This window comes from Ancylobacter koreensis, assembly GCF_023016525.1.
Lineage (GTDB): Bacteria > Pseudomonadota > Alphaproteobacteria > Rhizobiales > Xanthobacteraceae > Ancylobacter > Ancylobacter koreensis.
The window spans coordinates 22,994-45,126 of sequence record NZ_JALKCG010000001.1 but is presented as its reverse complement, the minus strand read 5'-3'; the positions used below and the strand labels follow the sequence as shown (position 1 = coordinate 45,126).

Genomic DNA, 22,133 nt, shown 5'->3' with positions numbered 1-22,133 from the left:
CCGGCATGCATCAGACAAGCTTGCGAAACTCGAAGGCGAAGTTTGACTTGCCCTCGAAGCCGATGCCCGGGAGATCGGGAACGTCCACCAGTCCGTCCGCGATCTTCAGGCCGTCGGTGAAGCCGCCCATCGGCTGGTGGGTATAGGGATAGGCCTCGGTGGCGCCCAGGCCGAGGCCCGCCGTGATGTGCAGCGACAGCAGGTGCCCGCCATGGGGATAGACGCTTGCGCGGGACCAGCCTGCCTGCTCCATCGCCTCGATCGTCCTGATGTATTCGCAGATGCCATAGCTCAGCGCGCAGTCGAACATCAGTATGTCCCGGTCGGGCCGCAACCCGCCGAACAGGAGCATGTTGCGCGCGTCCCATGTGGAGAGCAGCGACTCGCCGGTGCCGATCGGCCCCTGATAGCACTGTGCGACTTCCGCGTGCAGCGCATAGTCGAGCGGGTAGGCCGGCTCCTCCAGCCATGCGAGCTTGTAGGGCTCCAGCGCCGCGGCGTAGGAAAGCGCTTCCTGCCGCGCGAAACGCCCATTGGCATCGACCGCGAGGCCGCTGGAATCGGTGATCTCCAGAAGGGATTCGATCCGACGCCGGTCCACATCCAGCGGCGCGCCGCCGATCTTGATCTTCACCAGCTTGAAGCCGTCGTCGTGGTAGCGGCGGATCTCGTCCTGCAGGGCGCTGTGGTCCGCGCCGGGATAGTAGTAGCCGCCGCCGACATAGACGGGCACCCTGTCCGGGACCTCGCCGCTGCCATGGCGGGCGGCGAGGAAAGCGGCGAGCGGCATGTCGGCGATCTTGGCAGCGGCGTCCCACACCGCCATGTCGATGGTGCCCACCGCGACAGCCCTGTCGCCATGGCCACCGGGCTTCTCCCTGCTCATCATGCAATCCCAGATCGCAAACGGGTCGAGATTGTCGCCGGCGCCATTGGAATGCTTGTCCGGCGCGGCGAGGATGCGCGGGATCAGTCGTTCACGGCAGATCGCGTTCTGGCTGTAGCGTCCCGTTCCGCCGAACCCGTAGCCGACGACCGGCTTGCCGTCGCGGATGACGTCGGTGACCACCGCCACCAGGCCGGTGGTCATGTCACTGAAGTTCATCACCGCATTGGCGCGGTTCTCTCCAGTAAAGATTGTCGCTTCGTGAATGGCGACGATGCGCATGAATCCTCCCTCGTGCCGAGCATTATGATTTTGATGCTTTGCCCGGCTTCCTGTGTTTCAGACGTCGATCGACCGATCGCCGGCGGCCGGGCGACACGTCGTGGCCCATGGCGTCGGGCCGGTCTTGCGCGTGTGCCGTCCGATCGCTGCGTATGTGGCTCCTTCCGGTGGGTGTGGCGGCCGGCGCCTAGAGAGCGCCGACGGAAACGGGAAGGTCGCTGGGAAGGCCTTTCTCAAGGCCGCTGAACGAGACAGAGCGCAGCGGCATGATCCAACGGTAGCCGGCTTCGATCGTCTCCCGCAGATTACCCTTGTCGACGTGAGGGTGGCCACAAACCCTTCCGTGCGCCTGACAGATGGCGACGATCTCGTCCATCGCCGCTTTAACGGCCGGATGTGTGTACTGGCGCGGGAAGCCTAGGTTCTGCGAGAGGTCGCCTTCGCCGATGATCACGATGCCGATGCCGGGAACTTCCGACAGGATCGCGGGAAGGTTCTCGATCGCCTCGACGCTCTCGCACATCATGCCGACCAGGATCTCGCCGGCGGGGTCGATGGGCCAGACATCGGCCTTGGAATAGTACTGGGCCTGGGTGAGCCCCCAGTAGCGGGCCGCGATGCCCGGCCCGTCGCCGCGCCTCCCCTCGGGCTCATAGTTCGGAGCGCTCCTGGGGCGGGCGTAGCGGCAGGCGGCGACCGCCGCCTTCGCCTCCTCGACCGTGCGGATGTGGGGCCAGATCACGCCGTAGGCACCCATGTCCAGCACCTGCTTGGCCAGCCACTGGCTCCGCTCGGCACCGTTCACGGGCAACCGCACGAAGGGCGTCACCCCGGCAGCCACCGTGCCAGCCTCCGCGATCTGCTTCCGGTCGAGCAGGTACTGGAGGCAATGGCGCAGGTTGGTCACGTCGAAAGGGTTGTGCTCCATCTCGAAGACCACGGCATCGAACTGTCCCTGGGAGACGGCGATGGAGGAGCCGATGTCGGGCGGCGAGAACGGCACGACCGCCACCCTGCCGCTTTCGATTGCTCTGATCGCACCGTTCAGTCGAGGTATCATCTTGCATCTCTGGCTATCTGGAAGTCAGCGGATGGACAAAAACTAGACAGTCGCTCCTTTCCGGTCCAAGACTTAAGGATGATGAAATGATAAGCCTTGCTTATGAATGGCGGCGCCGGAAATGCATTTCAGAATCCAGGATTTGGAGGCATTCCGGCTATTCGCGCTGACGGGTAGCGTCACGGAGACGGCCTCCCTGCTGCGGCTCTCCCAGCCGGCGGTGAGCCAGACGCTGCGCGATTTCGAGGCGGAAGTGGGCATGAGCCTGTTCCGCAAGTCGGGCCGGACGCTGCAATTGACCGCCGAGGCCGTCGAGTTCCTGCCCGAGGTGGAGGAATTCATCCGGCACTACGGACGGATAAAGGACAAGGCGCTCGAATTGCGCACCGGCAAGGCGGGCACGCTTACCGTCGCGTCGATCCCGACCCTGCTGCAACACACGATACCCACCGCAGCCTGCCGGTTCTCGCAGGTGCGGCCGAACATCCGCCTGTCCTTCGGGTCCTTCACCGCCGCCGAGACGGCGCGCCGCATCAAGAACGGGCTGGCCGATCTCGGTCTTGCCTTCCTGCCGACCAACGAGTTTCACATCGACGCCAAGCCTCTGCTGCGGACGGCGATCACTTGCTTTCTGCCGCGCGACCATCACCTTGCCGGCCGCAAGGCGCTGCGCGCGCGCGACCTCGCCAATGAGCGCATCATCTCGCAGGGCGCCGACTCGCCGCCGGGCTATGTGCTGAAGAGCTATTTCAGCGAAGCCAGGCTGTCTGAATGGCCTTCCGTCGAGGCCAACCAGTCGCATGTGGCCCTGAGCCTGGCCGCCAGCGGCATGGGCATCGCGCTGACGCACCCCCTGCACATGTTCGCGCATGTCCAGAGCTCCCTGGTGGCGATCCCCTTCGAGCCCAGGGTGGAACTGACGCTGGCGGTGCTCCGGCCCCTGTCGGCCTCGAACAGGGTGGCGGAGGAGTTCGAGCGTTCGCTTGAGGATGTGCTCAGGGAGAAGACGCTGTACCTGACGCGGGACGGCATCTTCTCCGAGATGGTCGCCGCCGCTCCCTGAGCCGCCGCGGCGTGCCGCGAAAGCTCTCAAGCAAGGCAAGGTGGTCATAGGGCAAATGGATCGGGCGCCCTGCCGGTAGATGGTCGATAACCAGTCCCGATTCCGTTCTCAGCGCGGCCAAGGCCAGCCTTCGGATACTGCGGCTGGCGCAGGATGATCTAGGCTAAAGCGCGTCCGCTGAACGCCGATACGATGAGGAGGTGACGTTCTTGCAGCGTTGTGATTCACCGTCTCCATTGTTCCGGATTGAGGGCGAGGAGTACACGTGGTGCACCGGTCCGCCTGAAGCCGCTGCGCAGAACCCTCCGAAGCCGAGTGTTCCTTCCGCTCCCGCGCTGAGATAGCTGTCAAACAAGGCGCTGATCGACTATTGGGCGGAGCAGAACGAGGGGTGCCGGGGGGGGTCCCCGACGATCCGGCGACGGAGCGATCGTAGTCGGCGAAGCACGGCCTCCGATGAGCTGAACCGCTGCGGGCTCTGCTTCAAGCCCGTCAGAGGGCAGATGGATTGGGCGCGTTGCCGGTAGTTCCTGTTGCTCGTTGAGATCGAAGCTGTCGCCGGCGCCGGCCTTCGTCACCCGTCCCGCCCTCAGCCCTGCTTACCCTTCGCCTCGTCCTTCGGCTCCGGGGCGTGGCGGGTCATCAGGGGGACCTGCGCCATGGCGAAGACGAGCGTCAGCGGCAGGTAGACGAAGGTTTTGAAGGCGACCCAGATATCGGTCGAGAAATGGCGCCAGACGATCTCGTTCAGCACCGCCATGGCGATGAAGAACACGCCCCAGCGGATCGTCAGCTCGCGCCAGCCGCGGTCGGTCAGCACGAAGACGTCGCCCAGCACATAGGGCAGCAGGGGCTTGCGAAAATACAGGCCGCCGAGCAGCGCCAGGCCGAACAGCGCGTTGACCATGGTCGGCTTCAGCTTGATGAAGTGGTCGTCCTGCAACCACAGCGTCAGCGTGCCGAACACCAGAACCACGCCGGCCGAGATCAGCGGCATGACGGCGATCTTGCGGGCGATGATCCACATCGCCGCCAGCGCGGCGAAGGTCGCGACCATGAAGGCGCCGGTGGCGACATAGATGCCGCCGCGCCCGTTGGCGACGAAGAACACGACGAGCGGGCCGAGCTCCAGCGCCAGCTTGAGCAGGGGATGCATGGAGCGCAGTCCGCTCCCGGATGAAGCCTCGCTCATTCTCAGCTCTCCAGTCCGACGATGGCGCGGGCGAAGTCGCGCGCCGCGAAAGGTTGCAGGTCGTCTATGCCCTCGCCGACGCCGATCAGGTGGATCGGCAGCCGGTACTTTGCGGCGATGGCAACCAGGATGCCGCCGCGCGCCGTGCCGTCGAGCTTGGTCATGACGAGCCCGGTGACGCCGGCGACGCGCTGGAAGGCTTCCACCTGCGCCAGCGCGTTCTGCCCGACCGTGGCGTCGAGGGTGAGCACCACGGCATGCGGGGCGGAAGGGTCCTGTTTCTTGATGACGCGGACGATCTTCTCCAGCTCGGCCATCAGCTCGGCGCGGTTCTGCAGCCGGCCGGCGGTGTCGACGATGAGCACGTCGGCTCCCTCGGCGCGCGCCTTCTCGATGCCGTCATAGGCGACGCCGGCGGCATCCGCCCCGGGCCCGCGGGCGACCAGGCTCGCCCCGGTGCGCTCGGCCCAGACCTTGAGCTGCTCGGTCGCCGCCGCGCGAAATGTGTCTCCGGCCGCGAGAACCACCTTCTTGCCCTGGGCCTTCAAGGTCGAGGCGAGCTTGCCGATGGTGGTGGTCTTGCCGGAACCGTTGACGCCGACCATCAGCAGCACGAAGGGCTTGCCGGCGGCCTCGAACTGCAGCGGGCGCGCCACGGGCGTCAGGATCGCCTCGATCTCGCCCGCCACGGCCTCGCGTACCTCTTCCCCGCTGATGTTGCGGTTGAACAGGCCGAGCCGCAGGATCTCGCCGATATGGGCGGCGTTCTCGACGCCGAGATCGGCGCGGATCAGCACGTCCTCGAACTCCTCGATGGTCGAGGCGTCGAGCTGGCGCTTGGTGAACAGATCGGTGATGCCGGTCTGCAGCTCGGTCGCGGTGCGGGTCAGGCCCTGCGTGAGGCGCTTCCAGAAGCCGGGGCGGGTGCCGGTCGTTTCGTTCATGTCGGTCATGCCGCGATCAGCCGAACGCCGTCGTGGCCGGCGATGCGGATATGGGTGAGCGTGCCCGGCGCCAGCGGGGTGGCGAGGCGCACCGGGGTGAAGGACTTGGTGCGGGCGAGGCCGCCGCGCTCGGCCAGCACCTCGCGGCGTGCGCCGATTTCGGCGGCGAGGTGGCGACGCAGGGCCTGCGCCCCCTTCTCGCGCAGCCGTCCCGCCCGCTCGCGCACGAGCGATGTCGGCAGCTGCGGCATGCGGGCGGCCGGCGTGCCGGGGCGAGAGGAGAAGGGGAAGACGTGCAGATGCGTCAGCCCGCAGGCATCCACCAGATCGAGCGAGGCGCGGAACTGGGTTTCGGTCTCGGTGGGAAAGCCGGCGATGATGTCGGCGCCGAACACCATGTCCGGCCGGCGGCGGCGCAGTTCGGCGCAGAAGCGTATGGCCTCGGCGCGCGAATGGCGGCGCTTCATGCGCTTCAGGATCAGGTCGTCGCCTGCCTGCAGCGAGAGGTGGAGATGCGGCATCAGCCGCTCCTCCTCGCCGAGCGCGCGCATCAGCTCGTCGTCGACCTCGACGGAATCGATGGAGGAGAGGCGCAGGCGCGGCAGTTCCGGGACATGGCGCAGCAACGTGCGCACCAGCGTGCCGAGGCGCGGCGCGCCTGGCAGGTCGGCGCCGTAGGAGGTGAGGTCGACCCCGGTCAGCACGACTTCGCCAAAGCCCTGCGCGACCAGCCCACGCACGCGCTCCACCACCGCGCCCATCGGCACGGAACGCGAGTTCCCGCGTCCATAGGGGATGATGCAGAAGGTGCAGCGGTGGTCGCAGCCGTCCTGCACCTGCACGAAGGCGCGGGTGTGACCGTCGATGGTGTCGGCCGGACCATCGAGAAGATGCGGCGCGGTCTCGCGGACGCTCATGATGTCGCCGACCAGTATCTTCTCGCCCTCGCCGAGATCGAGCGCCCGGCGCGTCGCGGCCCAGCTCGCCGGGTCGCGCTTCTCGCCATTGCCGAGCACGCGGTCGACCTCCGCCATGCCGGCGAAGGCAGCGGGATCGGTCTGCGCCGCGCAGCCGGTGACAAGGATGTGGCGGCCGGGGTCCTCGCGCCGGAGGCGGCGGATGGTCTGGCGCGCCTGCTTCACCGCCTCGGCGGTGACGGCGCAGGTGTTGACGATGATCGCATTGTCGAGGCCCGCCGCCTCCGCCATTGACTTCGCCGTGGCGGAATCGAGCGCGTTCAGCCGGCAGCCGAAGGTCACGATCTCGACGGGACGGGCCGGGTGCATCGCTCAGGCGGCGCCGGCGTTGGCCGGGCGGTCCGCCGGTGCCGTCAGCATGTCGGCGGTCAGCCGGCCGTCGAACTCGAACTCGGCGGGGCCAGTCATCAATATGTGATCGTCGCTCTCGCGCCAGTCGATCACCAGATCGCCGCCCGGCAGGGAGACGGTGACACGACGGCCGGTGAGGCCGAGGCGCGCGGCGGAGACGGCGGTGGCGCAGGCGGCCGAGCCGCAGGCTTGCGTCAGCCCGACCCCGCGCTCCCACACCTTCAGCCGGATATGGTCGGGCGAGAGAATCTGCGCGGCCGAGATGTTCGCCCGCTCGGGAAAGACCGGGTGGTGCTCCAGCTCCGGCCCGAAGCGGGCGAGATCGACCGCGTCGATATCGTCGACCCAGAAGATGGCGTGCGGGTTGCCGACATTGGCCACCGCCGGCCCGCGCAGCACCGGCGCCTCGGCGGGACCTGCCTGCAGCTCGATGGCGCGTGTATCGGCGACTGGGCCGGCGAGCGGGATGTCATGCCAGCCGAAGCGAGGCATGCCCATGTCGACGGTGATGCCTTCGGGCGCCACGGTGCAGTCGAGCCGGCCGGCGACGCTCTCGAACGCCATATGGTCCGCGCCGGTGCGGCCGGCCTCGTAAAGCGCGATGCAGCGCGTGCCATTGCCGCAGGCCTGCGATTCGGAGCCGTCGCAATTGATGATGCGCACGAAGGCGCTCGTGCCCTCGCTCTCCGGCGGGTAGAGCGCCATGATCTGGTCGAAGGGGAGCACGTCGCGCCGCGCCAGCGCGCGCGCCTCCGCCGGCGGCACGGCGAGCGGGCCGTCGCGCAGGTCGAGCACGACGATCTCGTTGCCGAGGCCGTTCATCTTCACGAAGGGGCGGTTTTCCAGCGCGGCCATGACGAAATCGCGGCTTGAGCCTCGGGACTGAAGGTTGCCGCCCTTATATGGCGAAGCGCCGCGCATTGGCCAGCCTCAACACCGCGCGACCGGTGCCGGGAACGCGGTATTGACCGGCGGGCGGCCCTCGCGGCGCCTCGCGGGGCGGGCGGGACAATGCTACATATCGCGCGCGCCCGCGCCCTTTCCGGTGATCCGATCATGCTGCTGCCTCCGCCCGCTCGCCTGCCGATGCGCCGGCTGTTCCTTCTCGCCGCGCTGCTCGCGGTGGGCACGCTCGGGCCGTCGCCACTGCACGCGCAGGCGCCCGCGCCCGGGGCGCCGCCGGCACAGGCCGCGCCCGAGGCAGCGCCCGCCAATCCGGCTCCCGAAAACCCCGCGCCGCCAAATCCCGAGCCGGCCGATCCCGCTCCTTCAGGGGAGGGGCAGCCGCTCGACGGCGACACGCTCGACGACGACACGCTGGTGGCGCCGCCGGTCATCGACCCCAAGGGCGTCGACACGCATGCCGTGGCCCCGGCCTCCGATCCGCTGAAGCGGCCGGACGGCTTCGGCGACGAGGCGACGCTGGTGCCCGTGCCGGTGCTGATGAAGAAGTCGCATGCGAGCTGGGACGAGGCCTTCGAGACCATCGTCGCCACGCTCAAGGACATCGACGCCGAGCTGGCGCGGCTCAAGCTGAAGCCGAACGGCGCCTCCTTTGTCATCTATACCGCGACGGACGACCTCGGCTTCGACTTCGAGGCGGCGGTGCCTTTCGAGGGTGCGACGACGGAGAAACCGCAGAACGGCGCCGAGTTCTCCGCCTCGCCGGCCGGGCGGGCGCTGCGCTTCACCCATCGCGGCTCCTACGACGCGATGGACCCGACCTATGAGCAGATCGCCAACCTGCTCGACGCCAAGGACCTTGAGGCGCAGGACCTCTATGTCGAGGAGTACCGCTCCGACCCGCGCACCACCTCGCCGGACGATCTCGTCATCGACATCTGGGTGCCGTTGAAATAGCCGCTGCCACGAGGGAATCTCGCCGAAGAGTTTTCGCGGGGTTCCGGATCATCGGCGCGCTTCGCGCACCTCGTCCGGGAAACCGTGTTGTGTCGGGCATCCGTGTCCCGGACAAGTGACGCCGTAGGCGGAACGCCGATCCGGGATCCAGCAGAGATACTTCTGCAGAAACGGCTGGCGCCATGGCGTGCGGCGTTGCCAGTCCCCATTCGCCACGAACGGCGCGCTGTGCTATGAGGCGCGCAAACACTCACCTTCGATAAAGCGATGAACCTGATCGATACCACTGCGGCGTCCGCCGCCGGGGCGCGTGCTCCCGTACAGATCGCCCGCGCCGAGACGCGGCGCTCGCTGGCCGGGCTCGACCGCGCCGGCCTCGCCGCGGCGCTCGCCGAGATCGGCCTGCCGGAGCGCGAGCGCAAGATGCGCGTCGCCCAGCTCTGGCACTGGATCTATCTGCGTGGCGCCCTGTCCTTCGACGAGATGACCAATGTCGGCAAGGGGCTGCGCGAGACGCTCAGTGCGGCCTTCACCCTCGACCGTCCCGAGGTCGTGGTCGAGCAGGTGTCGAACGACGGCACCCGCAAATGGCTGCTGCGCCTGCCGCCCGACCTCAAGGGCGACAAGCCGCACGACGTCGAGATGGTCTACATCCCCGAGAGCGACCGCGGCACGCTCTGCGTCTCCTCGCAGGTCGGCTGCACGCTCAACTGCTCCTTCTGCCACACCGGCACGCAGCGCCTCGTGCGCAACCTTTCCGCCGCCGAGATCGTCGCGCAGGTGATGGTGGCGCGGGATCGTCTCGGCGACTATCCCGGCCGTGAGCGCGCGGTCGGCCCGGGCCTGCCGACCGAGGGCGACCGGCTGGTGACGAACATCGTATTCATGGGCATGGGCGAGCCGCTCTATGCCTATGACTCGGTGGCCAAGGCCATCGAGGTGCTGGCGGATGGCGAGGGGCTCGGCATCGGCAAGCGCCGCATCACCGTGTCCACCTCGGGCGTGGTGCCGGAGATCGAGAGGCTGGGCCGCGAGGTCGGACCGATGCTCGCCATCTCGCTGCACGCGGTGCGCGACGAACTGCGCGACGTGCTGGTGCCGATCAACAAGAAGTATCCGCTCAAAGACCTGCTCGACGCCTGCCGCACCTACCCGCCGGCCTCCAACGCCAAGCGCATCACCTTCGAGTACGTCATGCTGAAGGGCGTGAATGACAGCCCCGCCGACGCCAAGGCGCTGGTGAAGCTGCTGGCGGGCATTCCCGCCAAGATCAACCTGATCCCCTTCAACCCGTGGCCGGGCACGCAGTACGAATGCTCGGACTGGGAGACCATCGAGCAGTTCTCCGACATCGTGTTCCGCGCCGGCTATTCCAGCCCGGTGCGCACGCCGCGCGGGCGCGACATCCTCGCCGCCTGCGGCCAGCTCAAGAGCGAGACCGAGAAGCTCTCCGCCCGCGAGCGCCTCGCGTTGCGGGCCATGGCGGCGTCGGCCGAGTAGGATATCATGGACAATCTGCTGCGCCTGCTGCTGCGCTTCATCATCGTGCCGCTGGGCATGATCGTCGGCTTCATCGCCTCCTTCTGCGTGGTGCTGTTCGGCTACTGGCGGCTGGGCGACGTTCTCGCCGGCAATGCCGAAGTGCAGGCGGAAGCGCTGTTCGACGCGCTGGCGGCGGCGAGCTATCTGCTGGTCATGGTGGTGCTGGCCATGTGGGCGGTGGCGCTGATCGGCATTCTGTTCGCCGAGGCCTTCGCGGTGCGCTCGTGGATCTTCCACGTCGCCAACGGCGCCGTCTCGGCTTGGCTCGCCGCCTCGGTCTTCGCGCCCTATGCGCAGGCGCCTGTGCCCTTCGACGGCAATCTCTACATCGTCGCGGCCGGCCTTGCCGGCGGGCTCGGCTACTGGCTGGTGGCGGGGTGGAGCGCCGGCTTCTGGAAGCCGATCGGGCCGGCGCGCCCACCCGCGCCGCCGGCTGTCGCCCCGGCGCCGTCCGTCGGTCCCCTGCCTCCGCCGCCGGCACCTCCGGCCATCTGAGGGACACACGCCGGCACCGGCGGGGCGATGCACATCGCAACTTGCACCGGCGCGCGCCATGCCTATAGTCCGCGCGCTTTCAGAAGCGCGGCTTCTTTCCTGCGGCGTGGCTTCTTTCCTGCGGAACGTGACCTTTTCTCGGAATCTGACATGGCGAACGACGTGAAGAAGGTGGTGCTCGCCTATTCGGGCGGTCTCGACACCTCGGTGATCCTCAAATGGCTGCAGACGACCTATGGCTGCGAGGTGGTGACCTTCACCGCCGATCTCGGCCAGGGCGAGGAACTGGAGCCGGCGCGCAAGAAGGCCGAACTGCTCGGCATCAAGCCGGAGAACATCTTCATCGAGGACGTGCGCGAGGAATTCGTCTCCGAGTACGTGTTCCCGATGTTCCGTGCCAACGCACTCTATGAGGGGCTATACCTGCTCGGCACCTCCATCGCGCGCCCGCTGATCTCCAAGAAGCAGATCGAGATCGCCCGCAAGGTCGGCGCCGATGCCGTGGCGCATGGCGCCACCGGCAAGGGCAACGACCAGGTGCGCTTCGAGCTCTCCTATTACGCGCTGGAGCCGGAGATCAAGGTGATCGCGCCGTGGCGCGAATGGGACCTGACCTCGCGCACGCGCCTACTGGAATTCGCCGAGAGCCACCAGATCCCGATCGCCAAGGACAAGCGCGGCGAAGCCCCGTTCTCGGTCGACGCCAACCTTCTGCACTCCTCCTCCGAGGGCAAGGTGCTGGAGGACCCGGCCGAGGAAGCGCCCGAATATGTCTATCAGCGCACCATCTCGCCCGAGGCGGCGCCGGACAAGGCGAGCTACATCACCATCGGCTTCGAGAAGGGCGATGCTGTCTCCATCGACGGCGTGGCGCTGTCGCCGGCCGGCCTGCTGACGCGGCTCAACGAGCTCGGCAAGGAGAACGGCATCGGCCGGCTCGACCTCGTCGAGAACCGCTTCGTCGGCATGAAATCGCGCGGCGTCTACGAGACCCCCGGCGGTACGATCCTGCTTCAGGCGCATCGCGGCATCGAGAGCATCACGCTCGACCGCGGCGCGGCGCATCTGAAGGACGACATCATGCCCCGCTATGCGGAGCTGATCTATTACGGCTTCTGGTTCTCGCCCGAGCGCGAGATGCTGCAGGCGCTGATCGACAAGAGCCAGGAATTCGTCACCGGCGAGGTCCGGCTCAAGCTCTACAAGGGCAATGTCGAGGTGGTCGGGCGGTCCTCGCCCTACTCGCTCTACAATCAGGACCTCGTGACCTTCGAGGAAGGTGCGGTGGCCTATGACCACCGCGACGCGGCGGGCTTCATCAAGCTCAACGCGCTGCGCCTGCGCACGCTGGCCAATCGCGACCGCAAGGTACGCTGAAGCGGCTCGGCGGGTCGTTGTCCCGCTGTCATGCCCGGCCTTGAGCCGGGCATCCAAGACTCGGCTGGACACGACTTGGGTGGGCACGACTTGTGCACGCACGAGTTTGGCGCGAATACGTGGATAGCCGGGTCAAGCCCGGCCATGACGTCGATTATTCTGTGAGCCTGTGCCCGTCGCCTTTCGCGACCGCAAGGTGCGTGGAGGCCGCTCGGGGAGAGGCTGGCTCAAGGCCGTCATCCCGGCCGAGCGGAGCGAGAGCCGGGATCGCACGCCAACTCCCGCGCGATCCCGGACCGGCTGCGGCCGTCCGGGATGACGGGCAATTTGTTGGCGCCGGCCGCCTCAGTCCAGCGGCACCTTGCGGTTCTCGCCGAGGTCGGTCGGCCGGCCGGTCATGCGGGCGGCCGCCATCTTCAGCGCCACCATGATCGACGAGGACGGGCCGTCCCAATATTCCGCCCGCTCGGGCAGGAAACGGACGACGCAGATACTCGGGTCGGTCTTGCCCTCCGGCCAGAACGCCTTGTTCATGTCGCTCCACAGCGCGTCGATTTTGGCGCGGTCCTCGACGATCTCGGCCTCTCCCGACACCGAGACGAAATCGTTGCGGCCGGGATGGGCGAAGGCGAGCATCGCCTGCGGGTTGCGCATCAGCTCTTCATCCTTGTGGCCGCGCCGGTCGGCGAGGAACCAGATGCAGCCTTCCTCCTGCGAGGGGTGGGCGTCCATCGGGCGGCCGCGCAACGTCTCGCCCTCGCGGGTGACGAGCATGCAGATGCGGATATCGCCCATCAGCTCCCAGGCGCGGTCGATGGCCTCGGCGGTGGTGCGTTCGTTCGACGTGGACGGGGTCGACTGGCCCATGTGGATTTCCTCCCGTTGCGGGTGACGTGTCGCACGGCAACCGGCGGCGGGCGCGGGAGTTCCCTCGTCCCGGCCCCGTCTCGTGCGGGAGCGCTTTCGGGGTGACATGATTACCAGCTAAGCTCATGCCACGGCCCGTTCCCCGCTTTCGGAGTTCCCCATGCCCTGGTCGCTCACCGTCGGACATGTCTACGGCACCGCGGTCCGCATCCACGTCACCTTCCTGCTGTTCCTCGTGTGGATCTGGGTCGCCTATTACCGGCAGGGCGGGACAGGCGCGGCCTGGGAGGGAGTGGCCTTCGTGGCGCTGCTGTTTTTCTGCGTGCTGCTGCACGAGTTCGGCCACATCTTCGCGGCGCGCCGCTACGGGGTGAAGACGCCGGAAGTGACGCTCTGGCCCTTCGGCGGCATTGCCCGGCTGGAGCGCATCCCCGAGAAGCCGTCCGAGGAACTCGTCGTCGCCATTGCCGGGCCGCTGGTGAACGTCGCTATCGCCGTGCTGCTGCTGCTCTATCTCGGCGGCAATGTTGGGGTCGAGCACATCGAGAACATCGAGAATCCGCAAATGGGCCTCGTCGCCAAGCTGGCGGCGGCGAACATCTTCCTCGTCGTGTTCAACCTGATCCCGGCCTTCCCGATGGATGGCGGACGTGTGCTGCGCGCGCTGCTGGCGCTGAAGATGAGCCACGCGCAGGCGACGCAGACCGCCGCCTCGATCGGGCAGGGGCTCGCCGTGATGCTCGGCATCCTCGGCATCTTCGGCAATCCGATGCTGATCATCATCGCCGTCTTCGTCTTCCTCGCCGCGACGGGGGAGGCGGGGCAGGTGCAGATGAAGCAGGCGGCGCAGGGGCTGCTGGTGCAGGACGCCATGATCACGCATTTCGAGACGCTCGGCCCGCAGGCGAGCGTGGGCGACGCGGCGGAAGCCCTGATCCGCACGACGCAGAAGGAGTTTCCGATCGTCGACGGCGCCGGCCATCTGCGCGGCGTGCTGACCCGCGACGCGATGATCCACGCGCTGCAGGCCAAGGGACCTGCCTCCTCGGTGATCGAGGCGATGCAGGGCGACGTGCCGACGGTGGGCGCACGCGCGCCGCTCGACCGCGCGCTGAAGCAGATCACCGAGAGTGGCGCGCCGGTGGTCGGCGTGGTCGATCCGTCCGGCAAGCTCATCGGCCTGCTGTCGGCGGAGAATGTCGGCGAGATGATGATGCTGCGGGCCGCCCAGCCGGACGCGCGCTTCGGCCCGTGGGCGAAGCGGCCGGCCGGCTAGGCGGCGATGCTCAGCCTTCCTTGACGCCCGTCACCGGGGTGAAGGAGGGCGGGTCGCTGGCCGGGAAGCTCTCTTCCAGCGCCTCGTCGATCTCGTCTTCGGAGGGCGGCGGCATCACCTGCGTGCCACCCGGCACGCCGCCGTCGGATGGCGGGACCTCCCCGGTAATGCCGCCGAGCGCGGGCGGATCGCTGGCCGGGAACGTGTCCTCCACCGATTCGTCGATCTCGCGTTCGGTGTACTCCGGTGTGCCCGGCTTGCCGCTGTCGTCGATCATCGCCCTCTCCTCGGTTTGCGGAAGACCTTCCCCAGATTGACTCAAGGTGGGCCGGCCTCCGCGCTCTTCAAGGGCTGCCGCGCACGCCCCGCGCCGTCCGCGGTTCGGAACCTTCCGGCCCCGGTGTACGTTGACCGCATTGTCGCGCCCGTTCCAGCGCGCGCGGTTGCGGCATCTCCACTCGTTCGCGCGCCGAGGAGAGAGGTTCATGGCTACTGCACACGAACCCGTCCGGCTGCAATACTGGCCGCCTTCCCACACGGTCGACGCCCCCGATACCTGGCCGGACGCCTATGAATTCGGCTCGGTGGAGGATGCCGTCGCCTTTGCGATGACGCAGGCGCCGGCCAATCGCGAACTGGCCTGGCTGCGCACCGACGACGGCGCCATCCTCAAGCCCGCGCAGATCCGCCGGCTCTGGGAGCTGCGCCGCGATTCCTGAGCCGGGTCGACGTTCCGGCCCCGGGCTTGCGCAGCGTCATCGCCCCGGCGCTGAACGCCGATGCGGCGCCGTCATTGCCTTTGCGGGCTTTCTCAGTATAGTGCGCCGCAAAATTCACGCGGGTCCGAAGCCCTTCGGGCCCGCTTTTTGGTGTTTTCATATGAAGCTGCGCAACATCGCCATCATCGCCCACGTCGACCACGGCAAGACCACGCTGGTGGACGAACTGCTGAAGCAGTCCGGTTCCTACCGTGAGAACCAGCGCGTCGCCGAGCGTGTGATGGATTCGAACGACCTCGAAAAGGAGCGCGGCATCACCATCCTCGCCAAGGCCACCTCGGTGGTCTGGAAGGACACCCGGATCAACATCGTCGACACCCCCGGCCACGCCGATTTCGGCGGCGAGGTGGAACGCATCCTCAACATGGTGGACGGCGCCATCGTGCTGGTCGACGCCGCCGAAGGCCCGATGCCGCAGACCAAGTTCGTGGTCGGCAAGGCGCTGAAGGTAGGCCTGCGCCCCATCGTGGCGATCAACAAGGTCGACCGCTCGGACGCCCGCGCGCAGGAAGTGATCAACGAGGTGTTCGACCTGTTCGCGGCGCTCGACGCGACCGACGAGCAGCTCGACTTCCCGATCCTCTACGGCTCCGGCCGCAATGGCTGGATGGCCGAGAGCCCGGAGGGCCCGCAGGATCAGGGCATGGCGCCGCTGTTCGATCTCGTGCTCAAGCACGTGCCCGAGCCGACCGTCGACGACGGCCCGTTCACCATGATCGGGACGCTGCTGGAAGCCAACCCCTTCCTCGGCCGCATGATCACCGGGCGCATCACCTCCGGCTCGATCAAGCCGAACCAGTCCATCAAGGTGCTGGCGCAGGACGGCTCGCTGGTCGAGCAGGGCCGCGTCTCCAAGATCCTCGCCTTCCGCGGCATCGAGCGTCAGCCGATCGAGGAAGGCGTGCAGGGCGACATCATCGCCATTGCCGGCCTGTCCAAGGGCACGGTCGCCGACACCTTCTGCGCGCTTGAAGTCTCCGAGCCGCTCAAGGCCCAGCCGATCGATCCGCCGACCGTCACCATGTCCTTCATCGTCAACGATTCGCCGCTCGCCGGCACGGAGGGCGACAAGGTGACGAGCCGCGTCATCCGCGACCGCCTGCTGCGCGAGGCGGAAGGCAATGTGGCGCTGAAGATCGAAGAGTCGTCCGACAAGGATTCGTTCTTCGTCTCCGGTCGCGGCGAACTGCAGCTCTCGGTGCTGATCGAGACCATGCGCCGCGAAGGCTTCGAGATCGCCGTCTCGCGTCCGCGCGTGGTGTTCTCCAAGGACGAGGCGACCGGCGAAATTCTTGAGCCTATCGAGGAAGTGCTGATCGACGTCGACGAGGAATATTCCGGCGTCGTGGTCCAGAAGATGTCCGAGCGCCGGGCCGAGATGGTGGAGATGAAGCCTTCGGGCGGCAGTCGCCAGCGCCTGGTGTTCTACGCCCCCACCCGTGGCCTCATCGGCTACCAGGGCGAGCTGATGACCGACACGCGCGGCACCGCCATCATGAACCGGCTGTTCCACGCCTATCAGCCGCATCGCGGCGAGATTCCCGGCCGCCGCAACGGCGTGCTGATCTCCAACGAGGCGGGCGAGGCGGTGGCCTATGCGCTGTGGAACCTCGAGGATCGCGGCCCGATGATGATCGAGCCCGGCTGGAAGGTCTATCAGGGCATGATCGTGGGCGAGCACAACCGCGAGAACGATCTCGAAGTGAACGTTCTCAAGGGCAAGAAGCTCACCAATATCCGCACCACGTCGAAGGACGAAGCGGTGCGGCTCACCCCGCCGATCCGCATGACGCTGGAGCGCTCGCTGGCCTGGATTCAGGACGACGAGCTGGTCGAGGTGACGCCGAAGTCGATCCGCATCCGCAAGCGCTGGCTCGATCCGAACGAGCGCAAGCGCGAGGAGCGCCGCAAGGAAGCCGAGGGCGTCTGAGCCCTCGCGCTGCGGAAGGAGCTCCCTCGGCGTGGCACGCGTGCCACGCTCCGGTGGAACGAAATCGCCTTACGCGCGGAAAGCTCTTGATCCGGGGGAGCGGTTTTGCTCCCATCGGGTCATGAGCACGCTCCTCATCGAGACCCGCCGGGCTCGCCCGGCCGACGCGGCCGACATTGCCGAGATCCACGACTCGGCATGGCGCTTCGCCTATCGCGGGCTGATCCCCGGCTTCGAGCTGGAAAAGATGATCCAGCGGCGCGGCCCCGCCTGGTGGGAGACCGCGTTGAAGCGCGGCTCGCGCGTCGTCGTGCTGACCTTCGGCGACAGCGTGGCGGGCTACGCCAATGTCGGGCGCAACCGGGCGCGCGGCCTGCCCTATGAGGGCGAGATCTACGAACTCTATCTGCGGCCGGAATATCAGGGGCTCGGCTTCGGCCGCCGCCTGTTCGCCGATGCGCGCAAGGAACTCGCCAGTGCCGGCTTCGACGGCATGGCGGTATGGGCGCTGGCCGCCAATGAGCCAGCCGTCGGTTTCTACCGCGCCATGGGCGGGCTGGGCGTCGCCCGCTCGACCGAGACCTTCGGCGAGCGCACGCTGGAAAAGCTCGCCTTCGGCTGGAACGGCTGAGCCTTCCGCTCGCCGCGGCGGCTAATCGCTCCGTGAAGACGCACCGGTAAGCGCCGCGAGCCGCGCGGCGATGTCCTGCGGGTCGCCCGCGAGGCGGAAGCTCTTGGTGCGGCCGGTGGCGCCGGATATCAGCTCGACCCGGGAGGGGGCGATGCCGGCGGCCTTGGCCAGCAGGCGGGCCAGCGCCTCGTTCGCCTTGCCGTCCTCGGCTATCGCGGATACGCGGGCTTTCAGTGCCGGGCGGCCGTCGCCGAGCACGACCAGCCCGTCTATGGCGTCGCGCCCGCCCCGCGGGGTGGCGCGCACCGTTACCAGCACGTGATCCGGGCCGAGGCTCCAGGCCGGGGCGGCGCTCACGCGCCGACCAGCAGCTCGATGACCAGGTTGCGGATGAAATAGAGCAGGATGATCAGGATCACCGGCGAGACGTCGATGCCGCCGAGATTGGGCAGCAGCCGGCGGATCGGCGCCAGCACGGGCTCGGTGACGCGCCAGAGGAATTCGCCGAGGCTGCGGACGAACTGGTTGTGCGGGTTGACGACGTTGAACGCCACCAGCCACGACAGGATGGCCGAGCCGATGAGGATCCAGACATAGAGCGTGATCAGCGTGTCGAAAAGCCAGATGAACGAATACATCGTGAGCCTCGGAAGGGGACCGGCGGGCGACGCGCGAACCGCCGCCCGTCAAGATGCTTAATGGCGCGGCCGCATTGCGGCAACCCCGATTCACAGGCACGTCCCGCCGACCCGTCGAGCCGCCTTGACAGCGGGCGGGCGCCGAACGTACAAGGCGCGGCCTGAGGCTTGGGGCCGTAGCTCAGTTGGGAGAGCGCTGCAATCGCACTGCAGAGGTCAGGGGTTCAAATCCCCTCGGCTCCACCATTTCCCAGCCTCCGCGACGGGCGCGCCCGTGCCGTCCCGGCAATCGGCCAGCCTGTGCCGACTCCGCCCATTCTGAGGTCTTCGGCCCACCATATGTGGCGACCCGTCTGTCATTTGGCTCCCGCCCGGGTGCCGTGCCGGCGCGGGGGCTCACTCGTCAAAACCCCAGAAGGTTATGACGGCGATGGCGACCAGCATGATGATGCCGATCAGGCCGAAGATCATGCTCGGCTGAAGGTGGAAATCGAGAAGATCGCTGAACGAGGGCATGGCGCTCCTTAGATAGCGTATTCGCGTGGTCCGCCGCCAGCCGTCGAGACAGCGGATGGCGCAGCGGTGGAGTAGCCTCTCGCCTGACGACCCGAGCGACTGTCACCCCATGGCAACAGGTCGTGCGAATGGAAAGCCTGCCGTAGAGGAAGTGGCGACTTTGGCATTGGCGCGTCTTGCCGTTGGTTCCATTCAGGAGCAGGGCAAGAAACGGCGACGGGGGTGCAGATGGTTTTTGTTCGCAAACCGCTTTTTGCCGGGCTTGTGGTATCGGGTGGCGTCGTCCTCGCGGCGACGACCGCGACGGCCGGCCCCATCTGCACCAATGCCGGCACGGTGACCTATGAAGGCGCCGTCACCATTCTCAACTGTACCGCTGAGCGGCTCTCGGCGACCGCCACCGGGCCGTCCGCGACGCTGAATGTCGACAATGGCTACTTCAGCTCGAACACCAATGGCGGGCCGGGCATCCTCTTCAAGGCGGATGACGACGCTGCCAACCCGACCGACATCACCCTGAACCTGACCGGTACCACGACGGTGCTCGGCCAGCTCTATGACGGCGTCGACGTGCGCACAGTGCGCGGCGACATCACGGTCAATATCGGTGAGAACGTCTCTATCGCGCCGGACGAGACGGGAGTCTATGTCGCCTCCACCGAAACCCCAAGCTGGCCGGCCGGCGACACCTATATCGGCGGCAACGTCACGATCACGAATCGCGGCACCGTCATCGCCGGCGCAACGCCCGATCCGATGGGCACGAACGGCATCGCTGGCCTCGCCAATGGCGGCGGCGTCTCGATCGTCAACTACGGGACGGTGACGACCACCAACACCGTCTACGATGCCTGGGACACCTACGGCATCCTTGCCGATGGCGGCCATTCGGCGGCCGAGGTCGTCCCCGTCAGCATCTACAATGACGGCACTGTCACGGCGATGAATGACGGCCTTCGCGTCAACAGCTACAACGGCCTCGCCAGCGTTGTGAACGATGTGAACGGCGTCGTGACCTCGAACGGCCGCCGGGGCGTGGTCGTGTGGTCGGACACGAACAGCGCCATCTTGACCAATTACGGTACGGTCACCTCGTTTGACGGTCCGGGCGTCAACGTGTGGGCCGGCGGCGCGGTTTCCGGCGACGCCACCCTCGTCAACAGCGGCGCGATCACCTCGCACGACAATCTGGACCGGAACGTCTACGCCACGCTCTACAACGGTGCGCACATCTGGTCGCAGACCTATGGCAAGGCGGAGCTGATCAACCTCGCCGGCGGCAGCCTCGTCGCTCCCGATGGCTGGGGCGCGTGGCTGATGAGCACGGACGGCGATGTCGTCATCGACAATGCCGGCCTCATCAAGGGCGCGAGTACGGCGATACATGTCGGCGCGCAGGACAGCGCCGTCATCGTCGGCGACGACATTCCCGCCTATGCGGGCGCCATGGGCGGCGACCTGACCATCGCCAATCGCGGGATCGTTACGGCGTTCGCAACCGTGCCCGATCCGCAGGGCACCTTCGGCCTCGTCACGCTGTCCGGCGACGTGAACACAGCCTCCTTCATCAACGAGGCCGGCGGCGTCGTGGGCGCGGGCCTCGATCTCGACGAGGGCTTCGACGCCGCGAAGCTGCCAGGCATGACGGCGGGCGAGTTCGGCAGCCTTTCGCAGGCCGCCGGCAATCTCGCCATCTTCTCCGCCGTCCGGGCGGATGAGGTGTCCATCGGCAATGCCGGCGTGCTGTTCGGGCGCGTGGTGGTGGAGACGCCGGCCGCCGTCTCCGAGGGCATCGACATCCCCGATACGACCGGCGCGGTCGCGGTGACGAATTCCGGCTCCTGGGTCGTCACGGGCCTGTCCTCCATCACGGCGGACGCCGCCTCGGGCACCTTCCGCAACAGCGGGGCGATCTGGGCGCTCGACAAGACCGGGTTCGAAGGGGACTTCGTCAATGCGGGCATTCTCAACATCGTCGCCACCACCGCGCATGGCGGCGGCACCTCGATCCTCGGCGACTACACCGGCACCGGCCTGTCGCGGCTGTCGCTGAGCTGGCCGTCGGCCGCCGATGTCTCGGCGATACCGGCGCTGCACGTGGAGGGCGATGTGAGCGGCCGGACCGAGGTGCTGCTGGCCAATCCCTGGCAGCTCGCCACGGTGAACTGGGCCGCCGCGTCTCCCATCACCGTCGTTACAGTCGAAGGCGATGCCCCCGCCGGCGCCAGCCATTTCTACATGGACCAGTCCTACGGCCTCGTGAACTACGGTCTCGCCTATGCGAGCGGCGAGGACGAGACCTGGTCGCTCACCCGCGGCGTGAACGTCGACGGCGCCGCCGCCCTAAGCGACACCGCCTCTGCCGCGCGCAACCTTCTCGGCATCTCGACCCAGCTCGTCACCGACCGCATCGACGAGCTGCGCGACCTGTTCTTCGCGGCGGCGGCGCCCGCCGCACCGATGTCCTACGCGCCGGTGAAGGCGCCGTCCTCCGCTTTCGCCGGCATCGACCAGGGTCCGGGCGCGCCGAGCGGACGGCTCTGGCTGAAGGCGACCGGCGAGACCTCCAACGGCGACGGCTACGACATGGACACCGGCGTTTTCCAGGGCGGCCTCGACCTCGCCCGCGAAGTCGGCAGCGACTTCGTCGCGGCGGGCCTGATCGCCGGCTACGGGCGCTCCACGCTCGACTTCAACGCCGGCGCCACCGATGCCGCGATCGACGGGCCGCTGTTCGGCGCCTACGCCACCTATGTCGCCGGCAACGGCGTGTTCGTGAACGGCATCGTGATGGGCCAGGTGTTCGACGTCGACATGACGCTGGCCTCCGTCTCGACCGATTTCAGCGGATCGAGCGTGGGTGGCCGGGTCGAGACCGGCGTGCGCCTCGACTACGGCACGCTGGTGGTCGAACCCTCGGTGGCGCTGCAGGCCAGCTACACTTCGTTCGACACGGTGAACGTGGCCGCCATCACCGCCGGCTTCGACGACACGACGGGTCTGGCGGCCGAGGGCCGGCTGCGCCTTGCCGGCAATTTCCGCAACGAACGCGTCCTGCTGAAGCCTTACACGATCTTCACGCTCGGCTATGAATTCCTGGCGGACGACAACGTCGTCGTGCCCGCGCTCGACAGCAGCTATGCGGGCGAGCAGAAGGGCGTCTATGGCGATCTGAGCGCGGGCCTTGCGGTCAGCGACCTGACCAACAGCTATGGCGGCTTCGTGCAGGGCAGCTTCGACTTCACCGAGGACCGCACCGGCGTCGGCATCAAGCTCGGCGGCCAGCTCCGTTTCTGAGGGCGCCCTCCCACGCTCCCGCTGCCCCGCTGCGCAGATCGATGCCCGGCGGGGCAGTCTTTGCCGTAGCCTCGTCCGTCCCGCCGTCGGTTTGGGCCGTCGCGCGTCGCCGATCTGCACCCGCAACGCCTGCGGGCGTCGGCGTCCTTTTGAAACCGATAACTGTTTTA

General features: G+C 67.5%; 20 protein-coding genes and 1 tRNA gene. 11 read left to right on the top strand and 10 right to left on the bottom strand.

The features are described from left to right. Positions 1-10: 10 nt before the first annotated feature. Together MWN33_RS00190 and MWN33_RS00185 are read right to left on the bottom strand one after the other, a co-directional pair. Positions 11-1,168: an enolase C-terminal domain-like protein gene (locus MWN33_RS00190; RefSeq protein ID WP_247198032.1), complete on the bottom strand. Its 1,158-nt coding sequence runs from the start codon at positions 1,166-1,168 to the stop codon at positions 11-13. Between the two features lie 187 nt (positions 1,169-1,355). After that, complete coding sequence (locus MWN33_RS00185; RefSeq protein WP_247198029.1) at positions 1,356-2,180, bottom strand: HpcH/HpaI aldolase family protein; 825 nt, start codon at positions 2,178-2,180, stop codon at positions 1,356-1,358. A gap of 154 nt (positions 2,181-2,334) precedes the next feature. Here MWN33_RS00185 and MWN33_RS00180 point away from each other — a divergent pair, with 154 nt between their 5' ends. Further along, positions 2,335-3,291, top strand: coding sequence for a LysR family transcriptional regulator (locus MWN33_RS00180; protein WP_247198028.1), 957 nt, complete (start codon positions 2,335-2,337; stop codon positions 3,289-3,291). A gap of 589 nt (positions 3,292-3,880) precedes the next feature. Here the strand turns inward: MWN33_RS00180 and MWN33_RS00175 are convergent. The 4 genes from MWN33_RS00175 to dapF are packed head-to-tail and all read right to left on the bottom strand — an operon-like array spanning position 3,881 to position 7,610. Next, a complete protein-coding gene (locus MWN33_RS00175) occupies positions 3,881-4,483 on the bottom strand; it encodes a septation protein A (protein ID WP_247198027.1) in 603 nt (200 codons plus the stop codon). Between the two features lie 2 nt (positions 4,484-4,485). Next, positions 4,486-5,436: a signal recognition particle-docking protein FtsY gene (ftsY, locus tag MWN33_RS00170; protein ID WP_281493548.1), complete on the bottom strand. Its 951-nt coding sequence runs from the start codon at positions 5,434-5,436 to the stop codon at positions 4,486-4,488. After that, positions 5,433-6,713: a tRNA (N(6)-L-threonylcarbamoyladenosine(37)-C(2))-methylthiotransferase MtaB gene (mtaB, locus tag MWN33_RS00165; RefSeq protein WP_281493547.1), complete on the bottom strand. Its 1,281-nt coding sequence runs from the start codon at positions 6,711-6,713 to the stop codon at positions 5,433-5,435. Before mtaB ends, ftsY begins: the two co-directional genes overlap by 4 nt. Positions 6,714-6,716: 3 nt before the next feature. Continuing rightward, entirely contained in the window at positions 6,717-7,610 is an 894-nt protein-coding gene (gene dapF, locus MWN33_RS00160) for a diaminopimelate epimerase (protein ID WP_247198026.1), read from the bottom strand. Between the two features lie 201 nt (positions 7,611-7,811). Between dapF and MWN33_RS00155 the strand changes: the two genes are divergently transcribed. From MWN33_RS00155 to MWN33_RS00140, 4 genes are all read left to right on the top strand, one after another. Beyond that, a complete protein-coding gene (locus MWN33_RS00155) occupies positions 7,812-8,615 on the top strand; it encodes a GyrI-like domain-containing protein (RefSeq protein ID WP_247198025.1) in 804 nt (267 codons plus the stop codon). Between the two features lie 267 nt (positions 8,616-8,882). Then, positions 8,883-10,115, top strand: coding sequence for a dual-specificity RNA methyltransferase RlmN (rlmN, locus tag MWN33_RS00150; protein ID WP_247198024.1), 1,233 nt, complete (start codon positions 8,883-8,885; stop codon positions 10,113-10,115). 6 nt (positions 10,116-10,121) lie between these two features. Continuing rightward, the gene (locus MWN33_RS00145; RefSeq protein ID WP_247198022.1) at positions 10,122-10,652 is read left to right on the top strand and encodes a hypothetical protein; all 531 of its coding nucleotides are present in this window, start codon (positions 10,122-10,124) and stop codon (positions 10,650-10,652) included. 150 nt (positions 10,653-10,802) lie between these two features. Beyond that, the gene (locus tag MWN33_RS00140; protein ID WP_247198021.1) at positions 10,803-12,029 is read left to right on the top strand and encodes an argininosuccinate synthase; all 1,227 of its coding nucleotides are present in this window, start codon (positions 10,803-10,805) and stop codon (positions 12,027-12,029) included. A gap of 345 nt (positions 12,030-12,374) precedes the next feature. On the opposite strand, the gene MWN33_RS00135 is transcribed toward MWN33_RS00140, so the two are convergent. Then, positions 12,375-12,896, bottom strand: a complete 522-nt coding sequence (locus MWN33_RS00135; protein ID WP_247198019.1) for a pyridoxamine 5'-phosphate oxidase family protein — start codon at positions 12,894-12,896, stop codon at positions 12,375-12,377. A 160-nt stretch (positions 12,897-13,056) separates the two neighbouring features. Between MWN33_RS00135 and MWN33_RS00130 the strand changes: the two genes are divergently transcribed. Then, entirely contained in the window at positions 13,057-14,172 is a 1,116-nt protein-coding gene (locus MWN33_RS00130; protein ID WP_247198017.1) for a site-2 protease family protein, read from the top strand. 10 nt (positions 14,173-14,182) lie between these two features. On the opposite strand, the gene MWN33_RS00125 is transcribed toward MWN33_RS00130, so the two are convergent. Continuing rightward, on the bottom strand, positions 14,183-14,449 hold the full coding sequence (locus MWN33_RS00125; protein ID WP_247198016.1) for a hypothetical protein: 267 nt from the start codon (positions 14,447-14,449) through the stop codon (positions 14,183-14,185). A 208-nt stretch (positions 14,450-14,657) separates the two neighbouring features. Between MWN33_RS00125 and MWN33_RS00120 the strand changes: the two genes are divergently transcribed. From MWN33_RS00120 to MWN33_RS00110, 3 genes are all read left to right on the top strand, one after another. After that, positions 14,658-14,891: a hypothetical protein gene (locus MWN33_RS00120; protein WP_247198015.1), complete on the top strand. Its 234-nt coding sequence runs from the start codon at positions 14,658-14,660 to the stop codon at positions 14,889-14,891. Between the two features lie 160 nt (positions 14,892-15,051). After that, on the top strand, positions 15,052-16,881 hold the full coding sequence (gene typA, locus MWN33_RS00115) for a translational GTPase TypA (RefSeq protein WP_247198014.1): 1,830 nt from the start codon (positions 15,052-15,054) through the stop codon (positions 16,879-16,881). A 121-nt stretch (positions 16,882-17,002) separates the two neighbouring features. Further along, a complete protein-coding gene (locus MWN33_RS00110) occupies positions 17,003-17,512 on the top strand; it encodes a GNAT family N-acetyltransferase (RefSeq protein WP_247198013.1) in 510 nt (169 codons plus the stop codon). A gap of 21 nt (positions 17,513-17,533) precedes the next feature. Here the strand turns inward: MWN33_RS00110 and MWN33_RS00105 are convergent, their stop codons facing one another. Beyond that, positions 17,534-17,869 (bottom strand): DUF167 family protein, encoded by a 336-nt coding sequence (locus tag MWN33_RS00105; protein ID WP_247198012.1) that lies wholly within the window; start codon positions 17,867-17,869, stop codon positions 17,534-17,536. Continuing rightward, a complete protein-coding gene (locus MWN33_RS00100) occupies positions 17,866-18,150 on the bottom strand; it encodes a YggT family protein (protein ID WP_247198008.1) in 285 nt (94 codons plus the stop codon). Before MWN33_RS00100 ends, MWN33_RS00105 begins: the two co-directional genes overlap by 4 nt. Before the next feature lie 170 nt (positions 18,151-18,320). Between MWN33_RS00100 and MWN33_RS00095 the strand changes: the two genes are divergently transcribed. Continuing rightward, positions 18,321-18,396, top strand: a tRNA-Ala gene (locus tag MWN33_RS00095). A 498-nt stretch (positions 18,397-18,894) separates the two neighbouring features. Continuing rightward, complete coding sequence (locus MWN33_RS00090) at positions 18,895-21,963, top strand: autotransporter outer membrane beta-barrel domain-containing protein (protein ID WP_247198006.1); 3,069 nt, start codon at positions 18,895-18,897, stop codon at positions 21,961-21,963. Positions 21,964-22,133: the final 170 nt, after the last annotated feature.